Here is an 18,098-nt window from a genome sequence, read left to right on the forward strand (position 1 = left end):
ATACAAAACGGATAAAGGCAAAATTAAAAATGAGCCCGGTGCAATACCGGACTCATTTTTATCAAGCTGCCTAATGAAATAACCGTGTCTAACTTTTAGGGGTCACTTCAAAGCAGTCAGCTTTTTATATATTACATTCTAGTATTTGCCGGGCAGTAATGCCCCCATCTAAAAATTCAGCAAAAGCAAGGAAGTAGGTGAGGGATCAACTTTCCGGAAAAGCCCGATTGGTTCCAAAAGACATATTCTTTCCTTTACGTTGACATTAAAAATATTACCAATTTTTTCTTTTACAATGGCAACAAATAAAGAAAGATTTACAACGACACTTATTTCGTTTAGAACTCCAATCATCATCACGATGACACTTTTCTTTAGATTTCCACCAATCATCATTACAATGTTTTTCCTGAGAACTCCAATCGTCATCACAATGACACTTTTCTTTAGATTTCCACCAATCATCATTACAATGCTTTTTCTGAGAACTCCAATTATCATCACAATGATGCTTTTCTTTAGATTTCCACCAATCATCACAACAATGCTTTTTCTGAGAACTCCAGCAATCATTTTTCCAGGACATTTATTTCTACCTCCTTTCAATAGTGTTCATATTATTCTATGTTTTAATAAAAAAATGGCTTGTTTATTAACCTACTATTTTATCTTTATATGATAGAGTGTCTTCTACTCGATATAGAATTCATACAAACTATGCTAATTTTTAAGAGAAAGTGGAGAGAACTACTACTAGTTATGGTATTTTTCAATAAACACTTGTTGAAGAAAATGTTCTGATTACAAATAATATCTTATTTTCGAGTACGCTTTTTAAATGTATATTTCACAATGAAAAATGGGAAATCCACAAATAAAGTCTATGTATATGTGAGTTAATGGGGAAATCTAGTGTGTTTTTAAGGGGCGTCTTATTTAAAAGAAAAAAGGTTTGTTTTAGAAAGTGGTGTCTAAACATTAAATGGAGTAGGACTAAATTCACGGCCGCTCATTAAAAAGCTTTTAATTAGGAGAAGTCTGTTTTTATAATGAATAATGAAAAGAAAGTTTGGTACAATTGTTTGTTTTTTTCTTTTTATGTGTTTGCCTCGTACCCTTTTAAGCTAGTGGACATACTTTACTAATAGAAAGGATTAGGGGGTGAGGTATTGGGTTCTCGATTTAATAATTGTAAAAAGAAGTGTACATGTAAACAAGATGATTGTTGGGAAGTATTCGAAGAGTGTAAAAAAGAACAGCATGAGAAATGTGATAATTCTTGTGTACAAGGAATTAGAGATGAACTTAAGAAATTAATTAATCGAACAGTTCAAATTAATACAGAGGGACGTACTTATGTAGGTACTGTTTCGTCTGTAAGTTGTGATGTAGTTAGGCTTGCGGCTATTCCTGGATCGGTTGGAGTAATTATTTCCATTTGCAAAATTGAAGCAATTTTCCCACCGGTTACAACGGTTACTGCTGACTTTGATTTTAATGGTATTGATGTAGCAAACAAAGCATAATTATGCTGCTTTTTTGTAAAGCCATTCACATGAATGGCTTTATTTTAATTTTATATAAAAGGAGAATATATTCTTTATATAGAAATAAGTTTGAGGTTATAAAGCATGATGTACGAAAGGAGCAAGGAAGTGATTAAACTAGAAAGCTTTAAGAAATCTGATTTTAAACAATTAATAAATTGGATTAATTCCGAAGAATTTCTAATACAATGGTCAGGAAATGCATTCACATTTCCTTTAGATGAACAGCAATTAGAGAAATATATAGAAAGTGCAAATACACTCGCTTTCAAAGTGGTAGATGAAGAGACTTCAGACGTTATTGGACATATTTCGCTTGGGCAAATAGATAATATTAATAAGTCCGCTAGAATTGGAAAAGTATTAGTTGGTAATACGAAGATGAGAGGACGTTCTATAGGAAAACATATGATGAAAGCAGTACTTCATATTGCTTTTGACGAATTAAAACTACATAGAGTAACTCTTGGTGTGTATGATTTTAATACATCGGCCATTTCATGTTACGAAAAAATAGGGTTTGTAAAAGAAGGCTTATTAAGAGAGTCAAAAAGAGTAGGAGAAACGTATTGGAATTTATGGGAAATGAGTATGTTAGAATATGAATGGAAGAAGTAGCAACGATAGTAATTTATAATTATATTATGTTAACAAAGGGGTTTGGTGGGTATAGTGGATAATAAAACAAAAATAATTTCAATTGCAGCTGTTTCGGGAGGAGGTAAAACTACAATTACAGAAAGATTAAAGCATAAGTTTAAAAACTCAAAAGCTCTATATTTTGATAGTTATACATTTGATAACTCTCCTGCTGATATTTGTAAATGGATTGATGATGGGGCGAATTACGACGAGTGGGTATTAACACCATTAATTCATGATATTGAGCAACTTATACAAAATAATACCTTAGACTATATTATTGTAGATTATCCTTTTGCATACTTAAATAGTGAGATGCGAAAATTCATTGATGTAACTATATTTATTGATACGCCTTTAGATATTGCGATGGCTAGAAGGATTTTGCGAGATTTTAAGGAAGGTACAATAGATGAAATACATAATGATTTGGAACATTACATGACATATGCGAGAAAAGCTTATTTAGAGGCAATTCATACTGTTAAGCCGAATTCAGATATCATATTGGATGGTTCTTTATCTGTAAGTGAAATAATTAATCACGTTGTAGAGGAACTTGGCCGAAGAGAAGTGATTGTCAATGGTTAAATGTATAGAGGAATATATACAAGTTGCTGATTTTAAAATGTATACGAAAATATTCCAAGGAAAGAAGCAGCAGCCTGTTATTATATTGGAATCAGGCTATGGTGATTATTCGAAGGCATGGAATCAAACTGCTGAAGAACTGACGGAATATGGTACGGTACTTACATACGATCGGGCTGGATTAGGCAAAAGCGGGAAGAGTTCCAAGAAACGTATTAGTTCTGAAATGGTAAAAGATTTGAGAACATGCTTAAATCTTTTACAACTGAAGCCACCTTATATTTTTGTAGGACATTCTTTTGGTGGTATAAATGCACGTTTATTTACTGATTTTTATCCTGAAGATATGTTGGGAATAGTTTTGGTTGATTCGACACCAGAAAATTATAAAGAAGCATTTTTGCCAATCATGTCTCCAGAATTTCAAGAAGCTTACTATAAACAATTTGTACATGAAAGTTCTTATGAAGAGTTTATGTTTAGTCTGGGTGAAGCAGATAAATATTGTCAGTCGACGAGAGATATTCCACTCGTCGTGTTAGCTGCTGGTAAAAAAGCTTTTTATTCGCAAGATGCACAAATAAAATGGTTACAATTGCAAGAAGAATTATTAAGATTATCAAACAAAAATAAACTAATAATTGCAGAACAAAGTGGTCATTATATTCAAAAAGATGAACCACATTATATAACAGATGCTGTTAGGTGGATAATTGAAGTAAGGGAGAGATAAATGTGTACACTTTATTTCAATATAATTGGCAAGTAAGAGATGATTGGTTTAAGTGGTGTGAACAACTTTGAGAGGAAGATTTACTTTGCAAACTGGGGGTATGTTAGAAACATGATTTCATATTGTAGATGTAGAGTATAGTTGGATTAGTGCTCTTCAAGGAGAAGAAGATAGCGAACCGCAATTTAAAGATTATCAATCGATTCAAAAAGTGAAAGCGTTATCTGATTTATATAAACGAGAACTTGAAGTTTTTTTGCAGTCATGATCATCTAGCCTAGAATGCTAGCACACTTAAAATAAGCCGTATAAAAAGTTAATCATTGGTGCTTTGATTATATAACGTCGGCGAAATAAATAGTGTGAGGGACAGCTACTCTAACAAGTATTTTATGTAACGTTCGTATATTTAAATTTTCTTGTAATTAATCGAATTCTAATTTTTTAGAAACGGATAATGAGGTATGGGTGGAGCTCTTTTTTATTGAATAAAATGGGTTAATTTTTCGGATTTTCATTACAATATAAAAAATAAAATTTAAATTTTGTTTGTTTTTAAGAAAAGGTGAGAAGAAAATAAAAAAAGAGGGCTAATGCCCTCTTTTTTTATTAATTTGGTAATTAATCACAGATTGGTATCCCAAGCACTCTTAGAGCTAATGCTACTTGAAGGGAAATCTCTAATCTAGCAATTTCAATACCAGCTACTGAAAGAACTAAAAAAGGTTGTCCGTTTACAAATACAACGCAACTATCCATAGTTAAGCCTCCTTTCTAGTAATCTACTATAGTATATGAGTAGAACTTTAAAGTGTAATAGTTCAATTGTTGGATTTAATAGAATTAATAGATTAACCCATTTAAACTAAACAAACGAACACAACGAAAGGAAACAGAGATGGATGTATGCCTCAAAAAACATAGGTTTTAAGACATGTAATGGGATATTAAATTTATCATATTGGTCAGCTATCTATATGGGCGAGAGAGTTAAACTTGCAACCAGTTTCAGCAAATTTGCTTGGAAGAGGATGATAGAATTAAAAACCGACTTGCATCTCAAGCGCAAGTCGGTTCTATATATAAGAAGATTTCTTAATTGAAATCCTCGGATTTTTTCTGACGTATATGTAAAAACATTAAGGTGGTAATGATTAAAAAAATCATTATAGTTTGTATAATTAAATTTTTAAACTGAAGCAATATTGTCCAAGATGTAAGGGCGTCTTTAAAAGCTTGGAGTGCAGAGTACGAGGAAGGATCAAAACCATACTGTAGCAACTTTTTTGTTTCAATAAATGAAATGTTTTCTTCATCTGCATCTAATATTACTGAAATTAGTCTAGTATCTCCAAGTTTTGCTGTACTGACAAAACTATAATTACCGTTAGTTGAAAAACTAGTTTGTAAGCCATCAACACCTTGAAGTTTAATGTTTTCATTAAGGGAATATATCATTTTATTCGTATTGAAAACCTGGGAATCTTTGAAGGTAAATTGGTAAGAGGTTAGTTTCGTAATATTCAATACATCTGGAAAATCTTTTACTAATCGTGCTGCTAGTTTAGCTGCGTCTATCGCTGTTGTAGTTGATTGTTTATTTGTATTATTATTAATTCCAGTAGAGTTTAGAAATGGAGATGGTTGTAATAACTTTAGTTCTTTTGCTTTTTTATTCATTAATACTGTAAAGTTATCTTCATTTCCAGCAATGTGTTCTGCTAGAGCGAGTGCAGAACGATTATTCCCTGCCAGTAGCAATGCATGAAGTAAATCACGAACCGTTGTTTTATCATTCGATGTTACTTGTATAGGGCTTGTTTCTACTCGGAAAACTTCGTTACTTATTTGTACGAAGTCATCTAACTGTATCTTTTTATCATTTAGTTGCTCCAATACGATATATTCTGTCATTAATTTAGATAAAGCAGCTGATTGTACTGGGGTTTCTTCATTTTTTTTATAAACAATTTCACCTGAATTAGCATTTATTAAAATAGCTGATTTAGCTTGAATAATCGGACCATTTACATAAAGATAAAAATATAAAACGATAAGTGCAGTAATAAAAAAAGATAATAATAAAAAAGCGAATTTCTTTAAGAATTGCATAAGCGATCCTCCTATTATGACATCAATAATAGTATTGTAAAAAGGAATGCTTAATTAGGAAGAAAGAAAAGGTAAAGAATTTCTAAAGAATTATAAAGGATTATTAAATTTAGGGTAATTATGGAAAAAGTTCAATTTCTTATATGGTAAGAAATTGAACTTTTTATTTGTAACATTAACATTTGTATGGGAGTAGTTTTACAGTGAATGTTGTTTTTTCGTCATCACTATATACTTCAATTGTTCCTTTATGCAATTCGACTATACTTTTTGCAATTGCTAATCCAAGTCCAGATCCACCAGTGTTTGTAGAGCGAGATTTCTCAACGCGATAAAAACGTTCAAAAATATGAGGTAAATCCGTACTAGGAATAGGTTGTCCGTAATTTGTTATATCAATTGTAATCATATTATTACTTTCATAAGCAGTAAGGTCAATATAGCGACCTTCGCTTCCATAAGCGATAGCGTTTATAATAAGATTTTCAAACACACGCACTAATTTGTCACCATCAGCTAATACCATGAGCTTTTGAGACGGGAAAGAAGGCCGACATTCTATATTAGCTTCTTGAACCTGTATGCGGAATTGAACAGTTAATTGTCCAAGTAACTCTACAATATCAATAGGAACAGAATACAAGCTTAATTCTTTATTTTGAACACGTGTATATTCGAACAAGTCATTCATTAATGCATTAAGACGAGTTACTTTATCGTAAATGACTTGAATATAGTATCGCAATTCCACTTCATCTCTATAATTATCATGATGGATTAAATTTACGTATCCAACTATAGAAGTAAGGGGAGTGCGTAAGTCATGTGATACATTTGTAATAAGTTCACTTTTTGCTTGTTCCGCTTGTCTTTCTTCATCAATTGAGACTTTTAATTGTTCAACAATTTCATTGACCCCGATTGCTAATTCTTCTAGATAATTATGATTTACAATAGAAACTTTATGATTGAAGTTTCCATTTGCAATATAACGAATTTCTTCTATCATTTTTTTTATACAAGTTTCATAATAAAGTTTTTTCTCGTGACGATAAAAAATGTAAAGATAGGATGAAAAAATAGAAAATAAAAACAAATAAGATACAATCATCATCCATAAAGACTCTTTAATCCCTTTATACTTTTCATAACCAAAAATTCGAATGAATTCTTTACCGAGTTCGGTTAGAGTAAGTGAACTTTCAATTACACTCGTAACGAGGCGATAAATAATTAGTTCAGTAATAGGAGTGAGTGTGATAGCTAATAAAAGCCAAAAAATAAGTTTCCATTTAGGAATATCTTTTAATATATCAAATGCTTCATTTCTCAATTTTATAGCCAACTCCCCAAACAGTATGAATAAATTTTTCTCCATTTATTACTGTTTCAAGTTTATCTCGTAAGTTGCTAATATGGACCATTACCGTCTTATTTGAACCATAACCATCTTCATTCCAAACGCGTTCGAAAATTTCTTCTGAACTAAATACTCTTCCTGTATTACTCGCAAGTAAATATAAAATATCGAATTCAATAGAGGTTAGTTTAATGTACTCTCCATTTACTTTAACTGTATGATTATGTTTGTGTATTTCAACAGAGCGAATACGAATAATACCATCTTCATTCTTTTGCGAAGTAGCATTTTGGAAAGAGGATCTTCGTAATAAAGCTTTCACTCTAGCTACTAATTCTAATGGATTGAATGGTTTGATCATATAATCATCAGCACCTGTCATAAGGCCTAATATTTTATCCATATCTTCTGCTTTTGCACTAAGCATTAGAATTGGTACAGTATTATTTTCACGCACTTCCTGACAAACTTCTAATCCGTTTCGTTTTGGCATCATAATATCCAAAATCATAAGGTCAACTTCATATGTAGAAACCTTTTGCAATGCTTCATCGCCATCATAAGCTTTATAAATGTTATAGCCTTCATTTCGCAAATAAACAGCAAGTAATTCAACAATTTCTTTATCATCATCAATAATTAATATATTTTTATTCATTGTGTAGTTCCTTTCCTTACAAATCATCAACATTACTATAATATCAAACATTTATGTACTTGTAGCGATGATTCTGTATAAAATTTCATGTAACGTATTAAAAAGGAGTAAAAAGATTAATAACGAATATAAAATAACAAGGATATTTAGATTCTACATTATAATGAAAGTTAGTTATAAGGGGGATTTTCTATGTTATGTAATGATATATATTCATTTACTCCAACTGGAAAAATAGACAATGATATTAAAGCTTTTCTACTAAAATATAATAAAGAGTTTACATATAAACATTCAATTCGTGTGGCAAATGAGGCAAAAAAGATTGCAGAAAAGTTTCACGTAGATAAAGAAAAAGCAGCAATTGCAGGATATTTACATGATATTAGTGGCATTTTTCCAAACGAGGAGCGGATTGCAGTTGCTGAAGAATTTGGTGTAGCAATAGTGGAAGCGGAAAGAAAGTTTCCTATGATTATTCATCAAAAATTATCGAGGGTAATCGCAAAAGAAATATTTAAAATCGAAGATGAAGAGATTTTAAATGCAATTTGTTGCCATACAACGTTGCGTAAACATGCAACGAAGATGGATTTAGTATTATTTGTTGCAGATAAAATAGAATGGGATCAAAAAGGGACACCACCATATTTAATAGAAATAAAAAAAGAATTGGGAAAATCTTTGGAAAAAGCAGCTTTTGTATATATTTCATATTTGTGGGAAAGGAAAGATACATTGAAAGTTATACATCCGTGGCTAGAAGAAGCATATTGGGATTTAAAAAGAATTGTACAGTAGAAAGGACAAGGAAATGCAATTAAAAGAATATATGAATCAAACATTTCCAGGAGTTACATTAGGACCCTACTTATATTCTCAGTGGGAAAATCATTTACATTTTGATTTCGGAAAAGATAAATATCAAATTGTAGAAGGAACCGACGATTTAAATATGGAATACTTTTCTCAACTTTGAAGACATATTTTCAAAAGAAGATGTAGTGTTTGTAGTGACAAATGTTTATAGATTTAAAAAGGAAAACATAAAAACTTCACAGAAAATAAATATATACAATAAATATATTAAGAAAAGAGATTTAAGATTTCATATAAGATAAGAAACGTTACCGTTTTTATTTGAAGATGAAGAAGCAGATTTATCCCGCTATTTGCCGGGCAGTAAGACCACCCATTGATTAAAGTTTCACTTTATATTGTAAATATCAATTTTCTTTTAAATGTCTTGCGGAAGATATTAAATATGAACCGCTGATACAAGCTGCTAATCATGAGGATTTTTCTGATCTGTATCTTCGATTTGGACGAAAAAAAGAAATCTCTTATCCAGATGTATTTCTCATAAATGCAAAGAAAGATATTGTGATGTTTATGTATGATGATAGAGGATGTGAAGTAATTGCGAAGAATAAAGAAATAATACGAGATTCATATAAGAAATACAAAGAATGGATTCCAGATTATGAACGAGAAAGTATAGATAACTTATTTAAATGACAATAGGGGAAGTGAAGCGTGTAATGAAACGTATTGCAATTGTATCTGCATGGGAACCAGAACTGACGTATTTGCATCAACATTATCCGAGTGAACGTGTTGAAAAAAGAGCAGCTTGGGAATTTCATTTTCATACTATTAATGAGCTGGAAATTATATCAGTTGTTACTGGTGTCGGTAAAGTAAGCTGCGCTAGTTGTGTACAATTGTTAATTAGTGAGTTTCAGCCAGATGAGTTGTTTATGACAGGAATATGCGGAAGTTTATCAAACAAGGTGAAAAACGGTCATATTGTAGTGGCACTAAACGCAATACAACACGATGTTACTGCAGCTGGCTCAGGGGAAGATGTTTTTAATTTATATAACGGTAGAACAGCACCTATTGAAACAACAAAATCACTTGTAAGAAGAATAAAAAAAATACGATCATATGATCCAATACATTTCGGTACATTTTTATCCGGAGATCAACGTATTCGTAGTTCAGAAATGAGATATTTACTCCATACCGTATATGGAGCATTGGCAGTTGATCAAGAAGTAGCAGCTTTCGCCTATGTGTGTCAAATAAATAAAAAACCATTTCTCTGTTTAAAAGCTGCTTCAGATCAAGCAAATGATAAAACGAAAGAAGAACAAAAAATCTTTAAAATGCTAGCATGCGAAAGAGCATGTGAGCATTTAATTGCCTTTTTACGTGTTTATGAGATTAATGTAGTAAATAATAGATAGTTAGAGGGTTTTAACATAAGTAATTGGAGGCATAATTATATTATGATTCAATATAAAAGGTGTAGTGATGTAAATATTGATTTAGTATATGAAGCTTTTAAAGTTGGATTTTCAGATTACATTATTAAAATGGAAGTTTCAAAAGGGGATTTTATACAACGTTTTTTGGGACCAGAAGGTAATTTGCTAGAACATTCTTTTCTTGCTTTAGAAGAAGGCAAACCTGTTGGCGTAATACTAGGTGGTATAAAGGATTATGAAAGTATTAAGACTATGCGCTGTGGAACATTAGCGGTTCATCCTAATTACCGCGGTATTGGTGTGAGTCAAAAATTATTTGAACTGCATAAAGAAGAGGCGATTCAACATGGATGTAAGCAACTTTTTCTCGAAGTCATTGTAGGAAATGACCGAGCGATTCATTTTTATAATAAGTTGGGCTATGAAAAAGTGTACGATCTTTCTTATTATAATTTAAATGATTTGACTAAAATAATGAATAAAGATTGTAAGGATATTGAAGTAAAACAATTAGAATTTCCAACTTTTAAAGATGAAATTCAGAAATGGTTAAACTTCCATATAAATTGGCAAAATGATATTGATTATATCAAAAAAACAAATAATGTATTTTATGGTGCATATGTCGATAATGACTTAAAAGGCTCTCTATGTGTAAATAAACAAGGTAAAATTAGTTTTATTTTCGTAGACAAAGATTATAGAAATATTGGTGTTGGGATGAAATTATTACAAGTAGCAAGAGAAGAATTAAATTTATCAAGTTTATCAATTGGGTTTCCTAACAATAATTTACTGGAAGGTTTTCTTAAGAAATGTGGATTTGAAAAGAATTCTTTAGCGCAATATGAAATGTATTTATTACTCTAAGAGCGGAAAGATTTATTCTTTTCGCTTTTTATTTTGCTGTTATGTTGGTAAATGCTCCGCAACTATAATTTATAATGAGAGGGATTTTGTTTATCCTTAAGTTATTTTTTAAATTGTCAATTTCATGCTAATAATTTTCTTTGTATAATATTCTAATTTTATGTAGAATAGATACGATGGGAGGGGATGAAATGAATAATGGATTAAAGTTTAAGATTTTTGAATTGCATTGTCTCGTTCAAAAGACTTATTCTGATATTAAAATAGCGTGTGATATTGCTATTTATCAAGAAAACACTTCTAAATATTTAATTTCATTAGGATTTTTAAATAAATCATATATGACTTATATAGAAGCAAAAAGATTCTATCGCGAAAATGAAGAGCTTGTAAGTGTAGAATTTGATAATTTCTTTGATATGTATGATAAATTAGAAAACGAATTAAAACAAGTTATTTCAACTGAAGATAAAAATCCTTCATTGTTACATAGCAGACTTGATCAGTTTCAGCAGAAAGTTGAAAATATAAATGACTTAATAAAAGTATTGCAAAATGCTCGTTAATGAATGCTTTTTTCTGTTCGTATAGAAATTATGTATTAAAAACATTTTAGGGATATTACATATTGAAGAGGTGGCTTTTGTAGATTACAAAAGTCATCTTTTTATGTTAGGAATAGATTGTATACATTTTAGCAGTTTCATATAAATAATAGAAATTTATACGAGGTAAATATCATGGGAAATAAAAAAGAAATAGCTATAGTTGCATTAACAACAGGATTCGTTTTAACAAGTGTAACACCATATGGAGTAGGGCATGCAGAGGAACCTGGTCAAATGCAAGTTGAAATTCAAGAGGATTCGTTCCGTACAGGTGATCTGACACAACCATCAAAAAAGGCACCAGAGAATGTAGTGAAAGATGCACTTAAGGAAAATACGGAGCATGCTTTGTCTCCAAAACAAGTTAGTGCAGAAACAGGAGTAGATTACAAGGTTCTTCAAAAACGTGGTTCTTATGATGGAACTACACTTGTGCGCATGCAACAAATATATGAAGGAAAAGAAGTATATGGCCACCAGTTGACTGCTCACGTAGATAAAAAAGGTATTATTAAAAGCATTTCAGGAGCTAGCGCGCAAAATTTAACACAAGAAGATTTAAAGAAACCTATTAATTTATCAAAAGAAGAAGCAAAACAATATATTTATAAAAAGTACGGAAACGATACTAAATTTATTTCTGAGCCAGAAGTTAAGGCAGTTATTTTTGTTGATGAAAATCATGGGCAGGCTAGCAATGCATATCAAGTTACATTTGCTGCTACAACACCAAATTATGTATCTGGAACTTATTTAGTGAATGCTCATAATGGTGAAATGTTAAAAGATATGGTACAAGAATCAAGTTTGAAAATAAGTGAAGAGTATGTTGAATCCGTTAAGGAAAATAAAACTAGTAATTTTACATCATTAACTGGAACAGGAAAAGATGATTTAGGCGTAACTCGTACATTTGGTATTTCTAAACAGACCAGTGGGAATTATGCGCTTGCTGATTACACAAGAGGACAAGGAATTGAGACATATGATGTAAATTATAGAGATATTACAAATGAAGAAAGTTATTATCCTGGTATACTAGCAACTAGTGTTTCAACAACATTTAATGATCCAAAGGCGGTAAGCGCTCATTTCTTAGCAACAAAGGTATACGATTTTTATAAAGAAAAATATAAGCGTAATAGTTTTGATAATAAAGGAAAAAAAGTAGTTTCAGTTGTACATGCATGGGATTCTGGAGGAACAAATGATCCTGAAAATTGGGAGAATGCATTTAGTACTAATATTAATAACATTAGTATGCTTTTATATGGAGATCCCATGGTAAAAGCGTTCGATATAGCCGGCCATGAATTTACACATGCAGTTACATCAAGTGAATCTAACCTTGAATTTTCAGGAGAATCTGGGGCAATTAACGAGGCATTATCGGATATTATGGGAACGGCTATAGAGAAATACATAAATAATGGGGAATTTAACTGGACAATAGGAGAACAAACTGGATCGACTTTTCGTAATATGAAAAATCCAACTGCAATTAATTTTTCAGAAGGACTACCGTATCCGGATGATTATAGTAAATATAATGATTTAAATGGAGAGGATTATGGAGGCGTTCATTTTAACTCAAGTATTATTAATAAAGTTGCGTATTTAATGGCACAAGGTGGTACTCATAACGGTGTAAATGTAAATGGTATTGGTGAAGATAGAATGTTTGATATTTTCTATTATGCAAATACTGATGAATTAAATATGACTTCTAATTTCTCTGAATTGAAATTGGCATGCCTTAAAGTGGCAACTAATAAATATGGAGCGAACTCAATTGAAGTTCAAGCAGTCCAAAATGCTTTTGATGCGGCAAAAATTACAGGAACGGTGAAAGAGAACGAAAAAACAGCAGAAAACCAAGCTCCAGAGTTAACTGTACCGTTTACGATTACACTACGTGTAGGTGATACGTTTGATCCAATGAGAAATGTAAAAGCTGTTGATAAAGAAGATGGTGATTTAACAAATAAAGTAAAGCATAAAGGCGATGTAGATACTTCAAAACCAGGTACATACATTGTGGAATACATGGTTGTTGATTCTCAAGGGCGGAATGCAACGGCAACACAGACTGTAATTGTAGAGGGAAATGGAGAAACATCAGATTTAGAACCTAAATTAACAGTGCCTGTTGGAGCGACAATTCATGTTGGAGATTCATTTGTTCCAATGGCAGAAGTATTAGCTATCGATAAAGAAGACGGTGATCTCACTTCTAAAATCAAAGTTGATGGTGAAGTAGATACAACTAAAGCCGGTACTTACGTATTAACGTACACGGTTACAGATTCTAAAGGTCATGAAGTAACGGCGAAGCAAACTGTAACGGTCAAAGTTAGAGAAGAAGTTAAAAATGATAAACCAATACTAAAAGTACCTGCTACAACTTCAATTACTGAGGGTGATCAATTTGATCCATTGGTAGGGGTATCAGCTACTGATAAAGAGGACGGTGACCTTATTTCTAAAGTAGCGTATGAAGGAACTATAGATACAACTAAAGCTGGTACTTATGAAATAATATATAGTGTTAGAGATTCCGTGGGTAATGAGGTAAATGCAATACAAAAAGTATTAGTGAAAGATAAAGAAACTAGCAAAGCTAATGGCCTTGCTAATAAGGAAAATAAGAGTAATATCTCAAACAACAGTAATAGCGATAAAAAAGAATATACATATAAGGAGCTTCCAAAGACGGGTGTAAGTACAACTAACAGTGCAGCAATCGGCATATTGATGATTATTACAGGCACAGTACTCACTTTTGTTCGCAAATTTAGAAAGATACAAAAATAATAGTAGGGATCATTCGTTTGAAGAAAAGAGTTCATTATTCAAAAGAAATAAAGTAGAAAGTAAGTAAAACAAAATATGGATTTTTTACTTAATAAGATTTTAGTAGTTAAGCGGTGCATTTGGCTTCTATAAAAATTTGTAGTTGGATCATGTTCTGTCTACAAAACTACATTACATAAAAAACACGTTACTATTCTCATTAAAATAAAAGAATAGTAACGTGTTTTTTGGTTTGGAAAAAGCATAAATCCTATAGTTCATGAATCTGGGAATGCTTCTAATCTGCCATTGATGAGTTACTGAAAACATTTTGTTTTAATGGAAGTTTCACTCTAAATGACAACATGAGATTTTCGATATTTACCAGGTGTTTCATTGGTGAATTTTTTAAAAATTTTAGTGAAATAACTTTGATCGCTAAAATTAAGCGAAGCGCATATGTCTGATAAAGGATAGGTGGTGAAAGTTAATAATTTCTTTGCTTCTTCGATTCGTTCACGTTGAATGTACTCAATTAATGAAATACCGACTTCTTTTTTAAATAATATAGATAAATAATCTGAATTCACATTTGCAAATTTAGCAACTTGTTTAACAGATATTGGATTGTAAATATTTTTAAAAATGTAGTTTTTGCAAATAGCAATAGTCTGTGAATGTTGCTGTGTTTTTTGTGCCTTTACACGGTCTGCAAAGGTACAAAAAGCATTTTTTAATAAATCCCAAACAGATTCTTTGTCTTTTAAATCTTCTATTCTTTGAATATGTAAATCATAAATTTTGTAAGCAATCCCAGATGGAAGTCCCCCTTTTATCGCATATCTAGTAGCGAGCGTGATGGATGAAATACAAATGTTTTTATGACGTCTTAATTGATGGAATGAAGATAAAGATGAAAGAGTCTCTTGTTGGAATTCGTAATAATATTTGAGTACGGTTTCTTTATCCCCGTGTTCTATAGAACTAAGTAGTTGCTGCTCTATATATAAATTATGATAAATGGATTCGTCTTTTTGCATTGAAATATATACATCTTCGTTTAAGATGCTGCTATGACTTATATGAAGTGAGTCACTGTTATTTGAAAAGGTGCTTACATCTGAATTTTTTTTATAGAGAATGTTATAGAACAATATCGCTATATTTACAAAGAAATTTTGATCTTTGACTGACAATGAAAAATAATGGTCTCTTGTTCTTTTATAATTTGGAATAAAATTAAGGTTACTATCCGCTTTACTTGTAGAAGAATTCACATGTGTCAAGGGCCCAATAATAACAGTACCGTTCACCATATAATCGCTCTTTATGTGAATTAAAATAAAGTGCCCTAGATATTCGTGAGTTCTGAAGATGGGGGAATTATATGTATCATTTCTCTGAAAAAGCATATGTAACTGTTCTATTTTTGATGTATACAACGAATGTGAATCACTTTTTGATGTGAATTCTAAAAGAATATTTTTGTTACAATCTAAAAAACAAACTGGAATTTCAAAAGATTGGAAAAACATATTGCAAATATACTCTATCTCAACTAGACTGAGCTTTTTAGTCATATTCTTCCTCCTTACAGTTATGCGTAATAGTTAAATAAACATATATTCCTTTTTTCATAAGTAGAAACGGAAAACCTTTATTAATAAAAAATATAAATAAAAGTTATAAACTTCTAAGAATAATACCATAATTTAACATGAATAGCACATATTATTTGAATATACAGGTAATAGTTTTGGACAGTAGCGTAAAATATGAATCGTCACACTTATTTGTTGGTTATTACTTATATGTATTAAAAAATGATTAAGATTGGATTTTAAATAGGGATAGGAAGTGAGAAATGAATAGATTGACAGTAAGTGACTAGTCGAAATTAGTAGTGAAAGCTATTGTGTAACAAATGTAATGATTGTTGAAATAGGGATATACGTGTAATTTAGGGGAGAAAATTACATATATCATGTGGAGAGACAACGTAATAATAGAAGATAAGAAAAGTGAATAAGTGATTGTAAACAATGGATTGTTGGACGACTATGTTTTATGTTATTCGTTTAAATCTGATACTTGGCACACTATTGCTTTTAAGAAGGTAATAGTAATAAAGAAATTTTTAAAATGATAGAAGTAGTAAAGGGGATAAGAGAAATGAAAAAAATATTTAGTGTGCTTTTAGTGTTATTCTTAACATTTTCTACATGGTCTAGTGTATTAGTAAAGGCAGATTCACCATCTAAAGGTACTTTAACGATTCATAAGTATGAACAAGAAAAAGATGGAGCGCAGGGACTAGAAGGTGACGGTTCTGCAAATCAAGAGGTGCCAAAAGATGTGAAACCATTAAAAGGTGTAACGTTTGAAGTAAAAAGGGTTGCTTCTTTTGAAAAAATTTCAAACGATGGGAAAATCGTAAAAGAAGACGTGAAACCTGTAATGGGAGCCACTCCAAATCAAGTAGTAACAGATGATAACGGACAAGCTGTATTAAAAGATCTTCCGCTAGGACGTTATGAGGTGAAAGAAGTGGCAGGACCTCCACATGTTAATCTAAATCCCAATACGTATACAGTGGATATTCCATTAACAAATAAAGAGGGTAAGGTGCTAAACTATGATGTTCACATGTATCCCAAAAATGAGATTAAACGTGGTGCAGTGGATTTAATAAAAACTGGTGTAAATGAAAAAGCATTAGCAGGTGCAGTATTCTCTTTATTTAAAAAAGACGGTACAGAAGTGAAAAAAGAGTTAGTAACAGATGCTAATGGTCATATTCGCGTGCAAGGATTGGTGTATGGAGAATACTATTTCCAAGAAACAAAAGCTCCGAAAGGCTATGTAATAGATCCAACTAAACGTGAGTTTTTTGTTAAGAACTCCGGAACAATTAATGAAGATGGAACTATTACTTCTGGTACAGTAGTTAAATTAGAAGTGAAAAACTATGAAGAACCAACAATTGATAAAAAGATTAACGGAAAATTGGAAGCGTTACTAATCAATCCGTTAACTAATTATAATTATGATATTAAAACATTAATTCCAGAAGACATTAAGGAATACAAAAAATATGTGGTAACAGATACTTTGGATAATCGTTTAGTGATTCAAGGAAAGCCAATCGTGAAAATTGATGGAGCAGAAGTAAATGCAAACGTTGTTGAGGTAGCTATAGAAGGTCAAAAAGTAACAGCTACAGTAAAAGATTTCACAAAATTAGATGGTAAAAAAGAATTTCATTTGCAAATTAAATTCCAAGTAAAAGAAGGAGTACCATCTGGTTCGGAAATTTTAAATACAGCAAAAATACATTTTACAAATAAAAATGATGTAATTGGAGAAAAGGAATCTAAACCTGTAGTTGTTATTCCGACAACTGGAATAATTGAGTTAACAAAAATTGATGGTGCTAATAAGAATAAATTAAAAGGTGCAGAGTTTGTACTTAAAGATAATAATGGAAAAATAGTTGTCGTAGCAGGAAAAGAAGTAACAGGTGTATCAGATGAAAATGGTGTTATTAAATGGTCTAACATTCCATATGGAGACTATCAAATTTTTGAAACGAAAGCACCAACATATACAAAAGAAGATGGTACAAAAGCATCTTATCAATTATTAAAAGACCCCATTGATGTAAAGATTAGTGAAAATAATCAAACGGTTAAATTGACGATTGAAAATAATAAAAGTGGATGGATTCTTCCGGTAACGGGTGGTATAGGAACGACTCTTTTTACTGTAATAGGCCTTACTTTAATGCTTACAGCGGCATTTGTTTTCTTTAGAAAAAAGTTTGCTAGAAATTAAGATTTTAGGAACATGTAACCATATGAAAAGGGGAGAAGCAAAATGCTTTCCTCTTTTCGATATTTAAGCGTATACAG

General features: G+C 31.2%; 16 protein-coding genes and 3 pseudogenes. 13 read left to right on the forward strand and 6 right to left on the reverse strand.

Annotation, left to right across the window (positions count from 1 at the left end):
• Positions 1 to 168: 168 nt before the first annotated feature.
• Entirely contained in the window at positions 169 to 573 is a 405-nt protein-coding gene (locus ACTFRM_RS30075; protein ID WP_400589788.1) for a hypothetical protein, read from the reverse strand.
• A 596-nt stretch (positions 574 to 1,169) separates the two neighbouring features.
• On the opposite strand from ACTFRM_RS30075, the gene ACTFRM_RS30080 reads away from it, so the two are divergent.
• The 5 genes and pseudogenes from ACTFRM_RS30080 to ACTFRM_RS30100 form a co-directional block, all read left to right on the forward strand.
• Positions 1,170 to 1,526, forward strand: coding sequence for a hypothetical protein (locus ACTFRM_RS30080; RefSeq protein ID WP_000535577.1), 357 nt, complete (start codon positions 1,170 to 1,172; stop codon positions 1,524 to 1,526).
• A 105-nt stretch (positions 1,527 to 1,631) separates the two neighbouring features.
• Entirely contained in the window at positions 1,632 to 2,165 is a 534-nt protein-coding gene (locus ACTFRM_RS30085; protein ID WP_000990082.1) for a GNAT family N-acetyltransferase, read from the forward strand.
• A gap of 45 nt (positions 2,166 to 2,210) precedes the next feature.
• Positions 2,211 to 2,780 (forward strand): hypothetical protein, encoded by a 570-nt coding sequence (locus ACTFRM_RS30090; RefSeq protein ID WP_373687550.1) that lies wholly within the window; start codon positions 2,211 to 2,213, stop codon positions 2,778 to 2,780.
• Positions 2,773 to 3,513 (forward strand): alpha/beta fold hydrolase, encoded by a 741-nt coding sequence (locus tag ACTFRM_RS30095; protein WP_000237653.1) that lies wholly within the window; start codon positions 2,773 to 2,775, stop codon positions 3,511 to 3,513. The genes ACTFRM_RS30090 and ACTFRM_RS30095 overlap by 8 nt, the downstream gene beginning before the upstream one ends.
• A 2-nt stretch (positions 3,514 to 3,515) precedes the next feature.
• A pseudogene (locus tag ACTFRM_RS30100) lies at positions 3,516 to 3,775 on the forward strand (DinB family protein); the annotation flags it as partial.
• Between the two features lie 359 nt (positions 3,776 to 4,134).
• Here ACTFRM_RS30100 and ACTFRM_RS30105 read toward each other — a convergent pair.
• Positions 4,135 to 4,272, reverse strand: a complete 138-nt coding sequence (locus tag ACTFRM_RS30105) for a DUF3956 domain-containing protein (RefSeq protein WP_000376554.1) — start codon at positions 4,270 to 4,272, stop codon at positions 4,135 to 4,137.
• A 165-nt stretch (positions 4,273 to 4,437) separates the two neighbouring features.
• Here ACTFRM_RS30105 and ACTFRM_RS30110 point away from each other — a divergent pair.
• A pseudogene (locus ACTFRM_RS30110) lies at positions 4,438 to 4,548 on the forward strand (DinB family protein); the annotation flags it as partial.
• A gap of 60 nt (positions 4,549 to 4,608) precedes the next feature.
• On the opposite strand, the gene ACTFRM_RS30115 reads toward ACTFRM_RS30110, so the two are convergent.
• The 3 genes from ACTFRM_RS30115 to ACTFRM_RS30125 form a co-directional block, all read right to left on the reverse strand.
• Positions 4,609 to 5,625, reverse strand: coding sequence for a D-alanyl-D-alanine carboxypeptidase family protein (locus tag ACTFRM_RS30115; protein ID WP_440043829.1), 1,017 nt, complete (start codon positions 5,623 to 5,625; stop codon positions 4,609 to 4,611).
• Positions 5,626 to 5,800: 175 nt separating this feature from the next.
• Entirely contained in the window at positions 5,801 to 6,958 is a 1,158-nt protein-coding gene (locus ACTFRM_RS30120) for a sensor histidine kinase (protein WP_001243312.1), read from the reverse strand.
• Positions 6,948 to 7,643, reverse strand: a complete 696-nt coding sequence (locus ACTFRM_RS30125; protein ID WP_001038807.1) for a response regulator transcription factor — start codon at positions 7,641 to 7,643, stop codon at positions 6,948 to 6,950. Before ACTFRM_RS30125 ends, ACTFRM_RS30120 begins: the two co-directional genes overlap by 11 nt.
• A gap of 192 nt (positions 7,644 to 7,835) precedes the next feature.
• Between ACTFRM_RS30125 and yqeK the strand changes: the two genes are divergently transcribed.
• The 6 genes and pseudogenes from yqeK (at position 7,836) to ACTFRM_RS30155 (ending at position 14,208) form a co-directional block, all read left to right on the forward strand.
• Positions 7,836 to 8,444 (forward strand): bis(5'-nucleosyl)-tetraphosphatase (symmetrical) YqeK, encoded by a 609-nt coding sequence (gene yqeK / locus ACTFRM_RS30130; RefSeq protein WP_000882440.1) that lies wholly within the window; start codon positions 7,836 to 7,838, stop codon positions 8,442 to 8,444.
• Positions 8,445 to 8,457: 13 nt separating this feature from the next.
• A pseudogene (locus tag ACTFRM_RS30135) lies at positions 8,458 to 9,161 on the forward strand (DUF3885 domain-containing protein).
• Positions 9,158 to 9,895: a 5'-methylthioadenosine/S-adenosylhomocysteine nucleosidase gene (gene mtnN, locus ACTFRM_RS30140; protein ID WP_000151939.1), complete on the forward strand. Its 738-nt coding sequence runs from the start codon at positions 9,158 to 9,160 to the stop codon at positions 9,893 to 9,895. Before ACTFRM_RS30135 ends, mtnN begins: the two are co-directional and overlap by 4 nt.
• 42 nt (positions 9,896 to 9,937) lie before the next feature.
• A complete protein-coding gene (locus ACTFRM_RS30145) occupies positions 9,938 to 10,786 on the forward strand; it encodes a GNAT family N-acetyltransferase (protein ID WP_000617041.1) in 849 nt (282 codons plus the stop codon).
• Positions 10,787 to 10,977: 191 nt separating this feature from the next.
• Positions 10,978 to 11,352 carry a hypothetical protein gene (locus ACTFRM_RS30150; RefSeq protein ID WP_001059022.1) on the forward strand — a complete coding sequence of 125 codons (375 nt, stop codon included), beginning with the start codon at positions 10,978 to 10,980 and terminating at the stop codon, positions 11,350 to 11,352.
• A 174-nt stretch (positions 11,353 to 11,526) separates the two neighbouring features.
• Positions 11,527 to 14,208 carry a M4 family metallopeptidase gene (locus ACTFRM_RS30155; RefSeq protein WP_000527066.1) on the forward strand — a complete coding sequence of 894 codons (2,682 nt, stop codon included), beginning with the start codon at positions 11,527 to 11,529 and terminating at the stop codon, positions 14,206 to 14,208.
• A gap of 332 nt (positions 14,209 to 14,540) precedes the next feature.
• Here ACTFRM_RS30155 and ACTFRM_RS30160 read toward each other — a convergent pair whose 3' ends face one another.
• Positions 14,541 to 15,767, reverse strand: a complete 1,227-nt coding sequence (locus tag ACTFRM_RS30160) for a helix-turn-helix domain-containing protein (RefSeq protein WP_000162846.1) — start codon at positions 15,765 to 15,767, stop codon at positions 14,541 to 14,543.
• 592 nt (positions 15,768 to 16,359) lie between these two features.
• On the opposite strand from ACTFRM_RS30160, the gene ACTFRM_RS30165 reads away from it, so the two are divergent.
• On the forward strand, positions 16,360 to 18,021 hold the full coding sequence (locus tag ACTFRM_RS30165) for a SpaA isopeptide-forming pilin-related protein (protein ID WP_322372933.1): 1,662 nt from the start codon (positions 16,360 to 16,362) through the stop codon (positions 18,019 to 18,021).
• Positions 18,022 to 18,098: the final 77 nt, after the last annotated feature.

The sequence above is a fragment of the Bacillus cereus group sp. MYBK227-1 genome (assembly GCF_051916325.1).
Taxonomy (GTDB): Bacteria; Bacillota; Bacilli; order Bacillales; family Bacillaceae_G; genus Bacillus_A; species Bacillus_A cereus.